Below are 11,791 nucleotides of genomic sequence, written 5' to 3'. Positions count from 1 at the left end.
TCGAGCTGGTGGCCGCGCGGGGCAGGGGTGGCGATGTCGTCGGGCAGCACATGGGCGCCGAACAACACGTCGAACTGTCTGTCGACCGATTGCAGGGAGAGCGCATCAATAGTCTGATGGCCCAACTGCAGGCTGCGCCCAGTACCCCGCCGGCGCCGCCCATGCTCCCTGGACATCGGCCGCAGTTCAGCCGGGACGGGACCGGTGCTGCTGACCATTCCGTGGTCGCTCGGGAAGGGTGGCGGTTGCTGCTACTGCCTGCACAGGGCTCGCCTGTTCGATGGCGTGGGGCGATTGGCTGCCTGTGGCCTGACGCCGCCGAAGGCGTTTCCCGCATGCGTTGCGTTCCCAGGAGGCTTCGAGTTCGACGAGCCTGCATTCCTCGACGGCGCCGGTCGCGCTCTGAAACGAGGTGGCTTGGAATGAGCGAAACAGACCTTGCTGGTATCCCGCTGCAGGATCTCCTGCAGGAGATTGCACGTCGCTGTGGCGGCACCTATGCAGCACCCAAACGCGCCGGCGGCATGAAGCATGCGACCAAGGAGGCATGGGCGCGCGCGCAAGCCGCTGACGCCCGGGCGAAATACGAGCTGGCCACGGATCCATCGGTCCGTGCGCAGCTGATGCAGGACATGGCACGCTATGAAGGCATGGCCAGCACCTACAAACGAAAGGGGATCTGACCATGGCACGCATGAAGATGAAGGCCGAGCCATGGGCGGACGAGGGCAGGGATCCGCTCGAGCTGATCGCGCGCTTGCTGGTCGGCGGAAGCTATCGGGTGCCGGTAGAGGGCCGCAGCACCATCGCGCCCCTCAGTAGCGCAGACATCGCCGCAGCCGTCGCATACATGCCTGATGTCCTGGAGAAGCACGCCGCCCTGACCGTCGCCACGCGGGCAGATGGTGTGGCCATCGCACAGCTGGCGTTGCTCGCTCACGCGCGGGTTGCTGAAGTGGTCGCTGCGGCCAGGCCGCGGCCGTTGGATCTATCGCTGCCAGCCGATCGCTGGCGGCTGCGCCTGGCAACGTTCGATGCGGCGCACGAGCTGGTGTGGCCTGAGCATCGGCAGCCATGGGGTGTGCTGGCCAAGGCTGCCAAGATGCGGCGAGCAACGTACTGCGAGGTGCACCGCGCTGCTACCGCGGTGCTGCAGGCCGCCCTCAATGACGGGCGGCGGGAGTTTCATGGACGTCTGTTTGCAGTAGGCCGCTGACGGAATAGAGCATAAGCAAGCACTGCTTGGTGCACTCATGCGTTTGCACCATCTCACAAAAATACGAGACCAAGCCTCCCTCAACGCGCGCCGGCGTAGGGTCGCTACCTACGCGCTTGGCTGCATTCTGGAGGCTTATGCTTCTGCGCAAGAGCTCGGCAAGACTGTCACTGACGCGGGCCGGCATGATTCCAACTTGGTCTGCTAGGCGCTCGAAGCGCTCAAGGTCTACTGCATCCATCTGGGCTTGAACGAGCGACCGAGCGGCGACATAGTTCAACGACAGACTCTTCGTGTAGCCCTGCATGAAATCCATCTGATCTTCAGCAGTTGGACTGCGGTGGCCACCATTCATTTCCGAAAGGCTGCTAGCGAATACGCGCGAGAGCTGTTCAACGTCAGAAATGAGGCGCACAGCTAGCAGTTTTGCGGCGGAGGTTCGATCGCGTCGCCTTCGCCTCATGTCTACGATCCATATGACCAGGGCAGTGACCGCGGCGAAGGTAGTGCCAATTGCAGCCAATGCGTCCCAGTTGAAGTTGCTGGCATCCTGTGGCGCTGCTTGAACGATCCACTTCATCCCTGTTCCCCTTTTGTGTCCTCGACGTGATGCTATCTCGCGTCAGGAATGGCCGTTAATGTTCGAGGTTTAAATAGGGCGTGACGAGTGAGGTCACGCGGCCCAGGTCGCGAAAGATGTCACGCTCCAAATTTCTCAGAGCCAGACCCTGCCGCTTGCGTTCCTCAGGATCGTGGCAGTCGAAGTAGTCGATGCGATCGAAGGCCAGCGCGGCGGCGGGATCTGCGATGTTCGCCCTCACGAACGCGGCGATCCTTCTATCGAATACCCAGGCCATCTCCATGCTGATCCGCTCAATCTCGACTGCGCCTCGCGACATGCTGCGCTTTTCCTTGGTTGTCTCTGCAGTGGAATTCGATATGGCCGCTTTGGTCACATCGACGAGCTCGCGGTAGGCCTGGAATCTCCTGTCGAACAAGTCAGCCTTCAGCTTCTTACGCGCTGTTCTCCACTGCTGGAACGCTATGTAGCCAACGATGCCTGCCACTGCGATCTGCCCAATCGCCGTGAAGAGCCGGATCTGCAGATCCGTCATCCCGAGTACGGTTTCCATTCCTGTGCCCCTGTTGTGCTGCAGCGATGGTAGCCGCCGTTGTTAAGGTTTGTTAGGGGGTCTCAGGTTCTGAGATTGGGCGGGGCGTATTGTTACTTTGTATCCGCACCAGTTCCGCATGAGGAGGATTTCTTCCGCATGCGGAACCGCAGTTGCAACGGGACCGATTGCGCTGGCACATTCGATACCGTGGGCGCAGGGTGTGAATACATGGCGCCCAGCACATCGAGGCCGTTGGTTGACCAGGATTGGAGTCCGGGGTTGACCAGCGGCCTCGTCCGTTTAGCGGGGTAGAGCAGTCCGGCAGCTCGGCGGCCTCATAAGCCGCAGGTCGCGCGTTCAAATCGCGCTCCCGCTACCACTACGTCGGTAGTCACAACCACCAACACCAGGAGCGAGCTGCTGCTCGCAGGCATGTCGTGAGGCATTCCCAGTACCTGGTCACCGCCGGTGAGGAACAGGCAGTCGGAGTTTCGACGTCTGGGCGGGTTGGTGGGTTGTGCCGGCACCGGCCAGCTTCAGCCTGCAGGTGGTGCGCGGCGCCACCTGGGAGGACGACTTCGAGTATCGCGATGATGCAGGGGCGCCCTTCGACCTGACGGGCTACGAGGCTCGCATGCAGGTGCGCACGCTGGCTGGGCGGTACGGTTTGACAGATGCAGAGACGCTGGTGCTGGAGCTCTCCACCACCGGAACCGGCCTGAGCATTTCGGATCCCGCAACAGGCAGGATCGTGCTGCTGGTGCCGGCGGCCGAAACGGTGGTGTTGAACCCCGATAACCTGAAGAGGACCAAGCTGGCGTACAGCCTCGAGCTGTACCGGCCAGGCGGAACGGATCTGGAATACGTGATCCCGCTCGTCGAGGGATCGATCAACGTGCGCGGCGAGGTTACGCGCTGATGCCGGTGATTGTGTCGTGCTCGAGCTCGCCAAGAGTCGTGGTGGTTTCCAAGGTCTCGACGGCAGGCGTCAGCAGTTCCGGCACAGCGGCCACAGTCGTGGACAGGGCCGCTACGGTTGCAGCAGTCCAAGCAGAAACGCGGGCCGTCGCTGTTGTTGGCAAAGGTGGACAGGGCCCAGCAGGCGAAGTTGGCCCCCCGGGTCCTGCGGGAGGCGAGGTTGTGGTCCTCCCTGCGGCGATCGACCTGGGCGGCCACCGAGTAGTCCGCAGTTCGGCAGGCAATGTCGGCTACGCAGATGCGTACGACGCAGACCATGGTGATGACGTGCTTGGCATTTCGCTTGGCGCTGCCGCCGTTGGTGACGACGTGCAAGTTCGCGTCGGCGGGTTGATCACCGAACCTTCCTGGGCATGGACACCCGAGGAGCCGATCTTCGTCGGGGCCGAGGGCATTCCGACACAAACAGCTCCTCTCGACGCTGCGTTTCTGCTCGTCGTCGGCTTCGCCGTGACTTCCACCAGCATGCGCGTGCGCATCGAATCCCCCATCCGCGCGTCGATGAAGTCGCGGGCCCGCTACAGCGCGAATGCCGAGGGCGGGATCGTGTTGAATCCGAAGCTGTCGGCGCGCCTGAAGGCCGCAGTTGGGCCGGCCGAGTGATGAACGGGAGCCCCCTGCAACAGATCCGCGCCCCAGTGTCCGGGGCGCGGATCAGTGCAGCTTTCGAGCTGTCGGCAATCCGCCGGCGTTGTTACAGGGGTTAGTTTTGGACAAGGAAAAGCAAAGGAAGCGTGCCCTCGTTCTTTCGTATGGCGACCAGGACGCGTCGCCATCGGTCGTTTCGCGGCTGCAGCCACGTAAGCGGGCGATTCGCGGCATTGCTCAAAGCGAGCAATGCCGCGCTACCGAAGACGCTCCAATGGAAAGGTTCTTGAACGATGAACACGTGGTGCTTTACGCAGAATTCCGGAAAAGCGGATGCAACCCTTCGCCGGGAGTGACCCAACAGTTCGACCAGATCACCAGGGATATGCTTTCCAACGCCCGATCGACGCAGGTCGTGGCCACGTTGATTCGCGCCCAACTGGGCCTCCCTGATCTGACCTGATGACGATTGCTCTGGCGGGCCCGGCCCGCCAGAGCCAGGCCTAAACGAATCCCTGCAGGTCGTCGGGGTTGCCGACAACAGCGCTGAGCTAGAGTGGCGTCAACAAATACTAAGGACGGCCATGAGCGTGATGTCGATGAAGATATGGTGGGCAGTCGCACTGATGGTCGCAGGAGGCGTTGCCTCCCCCGCAGGGGCGAAGAGTTGCGGTCTCAGCATCGATGTCGTCAATCAACGGAGCGAGCCAGTCACGATCACGCTTAAGTGGTTCTACGGTGAGCGCCCTGTGCGGCCTGATGTCACGGATTTTCGCGAGGTTGATTTGCAAGAGCTTCAAGCCAACGGACTGGCGAGCTCGCGAGTGATGGAGCTCTCGCCGAACGCTTCCCAGCGACTGGATGTGAGAACGATCTGCGGAGGCGTGAGTAATGATTACCTCAACTGGCGGTACTCCCTGGATGGGGCCGTGTTCTCGTCTGGCCAATTGGATATCGCAGCTGAGCCTTGGCCCTACGAGTTGCATGTTCGGTAGGCATGGTCACAGGCTGGCTGCATGGAGGCTACCCCGGTAGTTTCGGGCGGACTTCGCGCGCAAATCCTCACACTGCTCAAGTGCGCTGATCAGGCTGTGTGCCCGATGCATGATTCCGTCCAGGCTGCAGAGGATCTTCACTTCGTCCTCTGAACCCTCGACCTGAAGCATGACCCTAGCGGCAAGAAGGCAGAGCTCCTGCATTTTGCTGCTGCGCTCGCTCGGGCTCAGTGCAAATCCTTGGACGACGATTTCATAGGCCAGGTTGTCGAAAGTGGCACGCAGGCTCTCGTAGCTCATAGGCATCCACCTATGTGGCTGCACGGGAAGATATAGATCCTCGTGTCAGGGCTTCTCTGAGTCCATGCGGAATATCCCCGACTGGCTGTAGGGGAAGTCTGACTGGACGAGCTTGATGGCCCGTGCGGTCCTAGAGCTGGTTCGAGTCCAGCGGGGACTGCCTGAACTGCTCTGGTGACAATCCCTCTGGCGGGCACTGCCCGCCGGAGCCGGGAGTTGTTGTAGCTTGACCAGATCACAAGTGCGGATGTTGGCGGTACTTGGGAGATTGCTATGCTGCCGTGGCGCACGCGGGTATTAGTAGCTCGAAGGTGGTGCCGCGTTCACTCGAATCAACCGTGATCGAACCACCGTGCGCTTGCACGATGGCACGCGTGATCGCCAATCCCAGTCCCGCGCCTTCGGACCGTCCGTCCTCGCGATAGAAGCGGTCGAATAGCCGAGATATATCGTCAGAAACAATTGGTTTGCCCTGGTTGCATACAGCTATTCGGCACATTCCTCTTGATTCACTTATTCCCACCACGACATCTGTTCCCTCCGTGGCATGGCGTAACGCATTTGACAGCAGGTTGGCGATCGCCCGGTGCAGCATTAGGCGGTTGCCCTCCACGTGTGCTGAACCTTGTCGACGCAACTGTAGCTGTCGGTCCTCGGCCAGTAGTTCATAGAAATCGAACAACGAATCCACGACCTCATCCAGTGGTACAAGTTCGCAAGTTGGTAGAGCGCCGGGCGCTTCGGCCTGAGCGAGGTAGAGTAGGTCGCTCACGATTTCTGCGAGTTGTTGCAGCTCTTCAGCGCAGGAGGCAAGGGTCTCGCGGTAGGCATCGTTGCTGCGTGGATGCGTCAGCACGACCTGCACCTGAGTCAGCATGTTGGTGATCGGTGTGCGCAGCTCGTGGGCGAGATCGCCAGAGAACTCAGTGAGGCGCGTGAAGTCCTGCTGCAGCCGCGCTAGCATTCCGTTGAGGGCTTGTGCCAGCTGCTCAAGCTCAGCTGGTGCGGCATCCACCGAAAGACGACTCTGCAGGCGACCTGCAGTGATCTGCCGTGCCTCGTGAGAGAGTGTCTGCAAGGGACGTAGCGTACGGCGTACCGCATAGCCGCCTAGCAAGCTACTGGCGAGCGCCGCCGTTACGATGGCGATCGCCAGAAGATGTCGAAATCGCCGAAGGAAAGCTGCATGCCGCGCATCATCTATTCCCAGCAGGATGGTCACTGTACTTCCATCGGCTACGCGTTGGCGGAGATGGATTACATGTAGGCGAGGGCCTCCGATCAGCGTCCAGTCGCGACGCCTTACATTGGGATCAGCAGGCTGGTTCTGCGCATGTATGCGAAGTTCTTCCGAGGCAGTAGAAAACAGCTGTTCGCCCCTGTCATCGATGATATGGAACTCGATATTGGGGTGATGGCCCAATGCCTCAGCTAGCCGCTGTGCGCGCTGTTCATGCGTGCCTGCAGAGACGAGTTCGGAGATCAATGCAACTTTGTTCTCCAGTTCCGCGAAGTCCTGTGCAATCAAGTTGTGACGCGCACTCAAGTAAATAGCTATGCCGAGCACGGTCAGTACGCCTGTGGCCACGATGGCGAATATCGCGGTCAGGCGTGTGGCGATAGAGAGACGGGAATTCATGCGTTGCGTTTGGCCGAATCGTCTGCGGCTTCCAGCACATAGCCCATGCCACGCACTGTAATGATCAACTTTTCGGCGAAACCGTCATCGATCTTTGCGCGTAGGCGGCGGATTGCTACGTCAATAACGTTGGTGTCGCTATCGAAGTTGATGTCCCACACCTGTGATGCTATCAGTGAACGCGGCAGCACTTCGCCGTGTCGACGGGCAAGTAGCTCCAGCAGGGTGTATTCCTTCTGGCTGAGAGCAATGCGCTGGCCATTACGCTCCACTCTTCGGCGAAGCGTATCCACTACCAGGTCGGCCACAACGATGCGTTCAGCTAAAGGTGCTGCCTGACCACGGCGTAGCAAAGTGCGCACGCGGGCGAGTAGTTCAGCAAAAGCAAACGGTTTCGCAAGGTAGTCATCTGCACCCAGTTCGAGACCTTGTACGCGATCGGCGATGCTGCTTCGCGCAGATAGGAACAGTACCGGTGCCTGCCAGCCACTGGAACGCAGCCGTGAAAGAATGCTCCACCCATCCAACCCGGGCAGCATTACGTCAAGGATGAGCAGGTGGTAGTCCCCACTCTCTGCCAGATGCAGTCCATCCAAGCCATCAGTGGTCAAATCAACTACATAACCAGCTTCAACCAGGCCTTGTCGCAGGTAGCTGCCGGTCTTTGGCTCGTCTTCGATTATCAGCAGTTTCATGGGTCACCTGATGAGGTCTGCGCGCAGGCTAGCAGAGCATGCTCAGGTTAGTGGATCCAAGGTGCCCAGCACGGCTACGCAGACCAGTACCAGGAACGCCAAGACAGCGTCGCCAGTGAGACTGAAGCGCAAGAAGCGCAATGCACGCAGCTGCCCGCCAGTACGTATCGCTGCGGCAAGGGCAGGGACCAAGCGCCACCGATGTAGTGCAGCTAAAAGCAGCATGACTGAAACTATGCCCAACTTAAGCAGTAGCCAGCGGCCATGGTTTGTACCAAACAGGCTGCTTTGCGATCCACCCAGATCGACGTAGTTATAGACGCCAGTCATAGCCAGCAGCACGACGATGACAGTGCCCGGCCAGGCGAAACGGTGGGTTGCGTTCCATAGCTCGTACGTGCGATGACGCAAACTGGAGCCGCTACCTCGCACGGCCAATTGCAGGAACGATGCAATTGCCCCCACCCAGGCGCCAGCTGCAAGGAGATGCACCATGCCCGCGCCGAGCCGTAGATCACCAGTAAGTCCATCGCCTGCTGCGGCATGACCGTTCCAAGCCAAACTCGCTAGCGCAGCTGCGGACAGGAGGATTCCGGCAGCTCTGCGCATGCGACTGATGGGGGGCTCGGCAATACACAGCAATAGCAAGGCTAGGAGCGCTGCTATGCGAGTGATGGAAGCCAAGCCGACCGGCGTTTCAGTAGCGAACCAGAGAACGGTGCCGGTGTCGATGCTGTTGGGGGGTAGGCCTAGTAGACCGGACAATCGCGTCACGGCATCAGCGACGACTAGGGTTAGCGAGACCAGTATCAGTGCTCTATACCATCTGGTTGCCAATACTGGGCGGATAAACAACATCCGCCCGAATAGCAGCATTAGGGCCAAGTACAAGCCCAGCCGCAGTGCGTAGGAAAACAGCTCGTCCACTGCTGGCTCTTACAGTACGGTGAAGCGGTAGTTGCCCGTTATCGGGTGGCTATCTTGGCCTACTGCCCGCCACTGCAGCTGATAGGTGCCGCTCGGCAGAGGTTTCGCGAAGCTAGCGCGAAGCGTGCGGCCGTCCTCAGAGATTTGTTGGTTGGCGGTTGGCATGGCCATCTGCATGCGGTTATGGAGCATCGTCAGCTCCACTCGTGTTGCACGGGGCAGGATGCGTTCGCTGAACTCCAGTTCGATCTGGGTCAGAGGCGCGACTTTGGCATCGGCTGTCGGATTGGAGCGAGCCAGGCTGGGATGAGCCAGTGCTAATGGTGCTGCTGCCATGCCCAGTAGGAGGATGGCAAGCGAAGCTAGGCGCGTGAATGAGCGCAACATTGATGTTCACCAATGGCGAGGGGGAACTGCAAATTAGACGCTTGCGGCTTACATCGCCCTGACCAGTGCATTACGGAATTGTAATGCTGGCTCCTGCCGGGTGGATGAGACGCGGCGCCGATGAGTGTCGGAATGGAGCCGGTCGCGATCATGCTGAATTGGTTCTATGGCGAGCGCCCTGTGCTGCCTGAGGCCAACGACTTTCGAGAAGTTGACGTGTAAGAGCTTCAAACCAACGGCCTGGCGAATCTAGAGGTGGTTGAGCTTTCTGCGCATGCCTCGCAGAATCTGCCGATGCAAACGCTGTGTGGGCGTGGTGCGGTCAGCAATGACTACCTCAACTGGCGCTACTCTCTGGACGCATCCAGCTTTGTGGCCGGGCAGTTGAGTATGGCGACGGATCCTGCAGAGGTGCACATCCGATAGGCATGGTCACATGCTGGCTGCCAGGTACTTGGCCTGCAGCCGGTGTTCCACCGCGCGGAGGGCGGTAACGGTAGGCGTTGATCGCCTGCTCCGGCGGGCCAAGTCATACAAGCTCGGCCTGATCTCTCTTGGCTCTTTGGGCTTCGATCTTGTCAATTTTGGCCTGGAAGATCACCTCGGGCTTCCATTCGAAGGTCTTTGGCCGTGGCCGTAGTTTCGCCGCTGTCCGGAGGCGTGCCACTATATCGACGCAGTGGAGGCCGAGCCTTGCGTACTGGTACTGGCGTTCCTCGAACCAATCGGGGAAGTCGGGGGGCGAGTCGTGCTCAGCAGCATCGGAAATAGCACCATTGGAAAAACCGATTTGGTAGGGCAGATCATGGATGTCGAACATGATCTTCTCATCGATGGACCGCCATTCGACTGCAAACTTTGATGGGTCGAAGGAGGGCACCGCTGTACTTTCATCCCAAAAGCCAGAAGTCGGGTCTACAGTGCCATCGTCCTGGGCAACGTCGGCGCAGGACGAGATGAATTTGTCTAGTTCTCCGCCAATGATTGCTGCCAGCAGTGCCGCATCCTTCTTGGCTTTCCGCGCTTCTGCATTACGTTCACGGCGGGAAGTGAGCCCGGCACCGACTACGACACCGAAGAGACCGATCACGGCAGGGCCAGTAATCTGACCAAGTTTCAGTAGTTCAACCGTCCAGTCTCCCATTGGTACTCGCGCCCATTTAAGCTGAATGGGTTATAGGCAGTCGGATGCCAGAAGGCAACAATGGCCTGCTGGGGAAACAACACTGTTGCGGTCGCCAATTCTAAAAACTGACCAAAAAGCTGACCAAGCGCTGCCAAATCATGCCCAATTAGGCCCATTTGGCACGACATAACGAAAAAGCCCACCGAGCATAAGTGCTTGGCGGGCTTCGTTTTTCTATCTTTTCATCAAGGGTGGCAGTCGGCCTATCGGCGACAATGCACCCCCGGTTAGACGTTGATCTTGAAGGACTTTCAGGTTCGTGCCGACTTGTAACCGACTGAAAGCCTCGCTGACGGTGTGAATGCTACAGCCAATGTCCTGAACAGTCACGTGCGGCGGGCATCCGGAGGATGAATCTAGCCCTCAAGGCGAGGGGTTCTGGAAGATTGGCCGGGGGCGGGCTGAACTGTAGGGCTGCCGGGAGGGAGCTGATCCTGGATGACCTGTTCCGTCCTGTGCGGGCCCAAAAAGAACAAGGGCAGCCAGGAGGCTGCCCTTGTGTTTGCTCATCACGAGATGACGAATCGGCTTACAGCGATTCGAAGATGCCCGCTGCGCCCATGCCGGTGCCGATGCACATGGTGACCATGCCGTACTTCTGCTGGCGACGACGCAGGCCGTGCAGGATGGTCGCGGTGCGGATCGCGCCGGTCGCACCCAGCGGGTGGCCCAGGGCGATGGCGCCGCCCAGCGGGTTGACCTTGCTCGGGTCCAGGCCACAATCGCGGATGACCGCCAGCGACTGCGCGGCAAAGGCTTCGTTGAGCTCGATCCAGTCCAGCTGGTCCTGGGTCAGGCCGGCCTGCTTGAGCGCCTTCGGGATCGCTGCGATCGGGCCGATGCCCATCACTTCCGGGCGCACGCCAGCGACGGAGAAGCTGACGAAACGGGCCAGCGGGGTCAGGCCGTAATCCTTGATGGCCTGTTCCGAGGCCAGCAGCACCGCGCCGGCGCCATCGCTCATCTGCGAGGAATTGCCGGCAGTGACGGAACCGCCGAACTGGCCGTTGCGGAACACCGGGCGCAGCTTGGCCAGGCCTTCTGCCGAGGAATCCAGGCGCGGGCCTTCGTCGGTGTCGGCCAGCTTGTTGCGGGTGATGATGCGCTTGCCGTCGGCAAGGTCGGGCAGGTGCGAGACGATTTCGTAGGGGCTGATCTCATCCTTGAACTCGCCGTTCTGGATCGCGGCGATGGCCTTCTGGTGCGAAGCCAGCGCGAAGGCGTCCTGGTCTTCGCGCGAGATCTTCCATTCCTCGGCGACCTTCTCGGCGGTGATGCCCATGCCGTAGGCAATCGCAGTGTGGTCGTTGTCGAACACGCTCGGCGCCATGGCGATCTTGTTGCCCATCATCGGCACCATCGACATCGACTCGGTACCGCCGGCCAGCATCAGGTCGCTGTTGCCCAGACGGATCTGGTCGGCGGCCATGGCCACGGCCTGCAGACCGGACGAACAGAAGCGGTTCACCGTCTGCGCGGCGATGGTGTTCGGCAGGCCGGCCAGCAGCACGCCGATGCGTGCCACGTTCATGCCCTGCTCGGCTTCGGGCATGGCGCAGCCGATGATGGCGTCGTCGATGCGGTTGACGTCCACGCCCGGGGCCTGGGCGACCACTGAGCGGAGCACGTGGGCGAGCATGTCGTCCGGACGGGTGTTGCGGAACATGCCCTTGGGCGCCTTGCCAACCGGGGTGCGGGTGGCGGCGACGATGTAGGCGTCCTGGATTTGCTTGGTCATTGCAGTGATCTCTTCAATAGGTGTGAG

15 protein-coding genes and 1 tRNA gene are annotated in these 11,791 nt (G+C 60.3%); 7 read left to right on the top strand and 9 right to left on the bottom strand.

Annotation, left to right across the window (positions count from 1 at the left end):
- The first annotated feature begins 422 nt into the window (after positions 1 to 422).
- Positions 423 to 683 (top strand): hypothetical protein, encoded by a 261-nt coding sequence (locus tag LR961_RS11510; RefSeq protein ID WP_232149121.1) that lies wholly within the window; start codon positions 423 to 425, stop codon positions 681 to 683.
- A 2-nt stretch (positions 684 to 685) separates the two neighbouring features.
- On the top strand, positions 686 to 1,216 hold the full coding sequence (locus LR961_RS11505; RefSeq protein ID WP_232149119.1) for a hypothetical protein: 531 nt from the start codon (positions 686 to 688) through the stop codon (positions 1,214 to 1,216).
- Here the strand turns inward: LR961_RS11505 and LR961_RS11500 are convergent.
- Complete coding sequence (locus LR961_RS11500) at positions 1,164 to 1,796, bottom strand: hypothetical protein (RefSeq protein WP_232149118.1); 633 nt, start codon at positions 1,794 to 1,796, stop codon at positions 1,164 to 1,166. The genes LR961_RS11505 and LR961_RS11500 overlap by 53 nt on opposite strands.
- A 55-nt stretch (positions 1,797 to 1,851) precedes the next feature.
- Positions 1,852 to 2,349: a hypothetical protein gene (locus tag LR961_RS11495; protein ID WP_232149117.1), complete on the bottom strand. Its 498-nt coding sequence runs from the start codon at positions 2,347 to 2,349 to the stop codon at positions 1,852 to 1,854.
- A 284-nt stretch (positions 2,350 to 2,633) separates the two neighbouring features.
- Here LR961_RS11495 and LR961_RS11490 point away from each other — a divergent pair.
- The 5 genes from LR961_RS11490 (at position 2,634) to LR961_RS11470 (ending at position 4,892) form a co-directional block, all read left to right on the top strand.
- Positions 2,634 to 2,710, top strand: a tRNA-Met gene (locus LR961_RS11490).
- A gap of 138 nt (positions 2,711 to 2,848) precedes the next feature.
- Positions 2,849 to 3,250 carry a hypothetical protein gene (locus LR961_RS11485; RefSeq protein ID WP_232149115.1) on the top strand — a complete coding sequence of 134 codons (402 nt, stop codon included), beginning with the start codon at positions 2,849 to 2,851 and terminating at the stop codon, positions 3,248 to 3,250.
- Between the two features lie 221 nt (positions 3,251 to 3,471).
- The gene (locus LR961_RS11480; RefSeq protein ID WP_232149113.1) at positions 3,472 to 3,912 is read left to right on the top strand and encodes a hypothetical protein; all 441 of its coding nucleotides are present in this window, start codon (positions 3,472 to 3,474) and stop codon (positions 3,910 to 3,912) included.
- Between the two features lie 106 nt (positions 3,913 to 4,018).
- Positions 4,019 to 4,360 carry a hypothetical protein gene (locus LR961_RS11475; protein ID WP_232149111.1) on the top strand — a complete coding sequence of 114 codons (342 nt, stop codon included), beginning with the start codon at positions 4,019 to 4,021 and terminating at the stop codon, positions 4,358 to 4,360.
- A 121-nt stretch (positions 4,361 to 4,481) separates the two neighbouring features.
- Positions 4,482 to 4,892, top strand: a complete 411-nt coding sequence (locus LR961_RS11470) for a hypothetical protein (RefSeq protein WP_232149110.1) — start codon at positions 4,482 to 4,484, stop codon at positions 4,890 to 4,892.
- A gap of 6 nt (positions 4,893 to 4,898) precedes the next feature.
- Here the strand turns inward: LR961_RS11470 and LR961_RS11465 are convergent, their stop codons facing one another.
- The 7 genes from LR961_RS11465 to LR961_RS11435 all read right to left on the bottom strand — a co-directional run bounded on the left by LR961_RS11465 (position 4,899) and on the right by LR961_RS11435 (position 11,764).
- Positions 4,899 to 5,192 (bottom strand): hypothetical protein, encoded by a 294-nt coding sequence (locus LR961_RS11465; RefSeq protein ID WP_232149108.1) that lies wholly within the window; start codon positions 5,190 to 5,192, stop codon positions 4,899 to 4,901.
- Between the two features lie 271 nt (positions 5,193 to 5,463).
- Positions 5,464 to 6,831, bottom strand: a complete 1,368-nt coding sequence (locus LR961_RS11460; RefSeq protein WP_232149107.1) for a heavy metal sensor histidine kinase — start codon at positions 6,829 to 6,831, stop codon at positions 5,464 to 5,466.
- Complete coding sequence (locus tag LR961_RS11455) at positions 6,828 to 7,526, bottom strand: heavy metal response regulator transcription factor (RefSeq protein WP_232149105.1); 699 nt, start codon at positions 7,524 to 7,526, stop codon at positions 6,828 to 6,830. The genes LR961_RS11460 and LR961_RS11455 overlap by 4 nt, the downstream gene beginning before the upstream one ends.
- Before the next feature lie 42 nt (positions 7,527 to 7,568).
- Positions 7,569 to 8,453: a copper homeostasis membrane protein CopD gene (gene copD, locus LR961_RS11450; RefSeq protein WP_232149104.1), complete on the bottom strand. Its 885-nt coding sequence runs from the start codon at positions 8,451 to 8,453 to the stop codon at positions 7,569 to 7,571.
- Between the two features lie 9 nt (positions 8,454 to 8,462).
- Positions 8,463 to 8,840, bottom strand: a complete 378-nt coding sequence (copC, locus tag LR961_RS11445) for a copper homeostasis periplasmic binding protein CopC (RefSeq protein WP_232149103.1) — start codon at positions 8,838 to 8,840, stop codon at positions 8,463 to 8,465.
- A gap of 529 nt (positions 8,841 to 9,369) precedes the next feature.
- On the bottom strand, positions 9,370 to 9,984 hold the full coding sequence (locus tag LR961_RS11440) for a hypothetical protein (RefSeq protein WP_232149102.1): 615 nt from the start codon (positions 9,982 to 9,984) through the stop codon (positions 9,370 to 9,372).
- A gap of 571 nt (positions 9,985 to 10,555) precedes the next feature.
- Entirely contained in the window at positions 10,556 to 11,764 is a 1,209-nt protein-coding gene (locus tag LR961_RS11435) for an acetyl-CoA C-acyltransferase (RefSeq protein WP_232149101.1), read from the bottom strand.
- Positions 11,765 to 11,791 lie beyond the last annotated feature (27 nt).

The organism is Stenotrophomonas sp. SY1, from assembly GCF_021202945.1.
GTDB lineage: Bacteria > Pseudomonadota > Gammaproteobacteria > Xanthomonadales > Xanthomonadaceae > Stenotrophomonas.
Note: the sequence above shows the minus strand (reverse complement) of the source record. Positions and strands in the feature narration are given on the sequence as shown.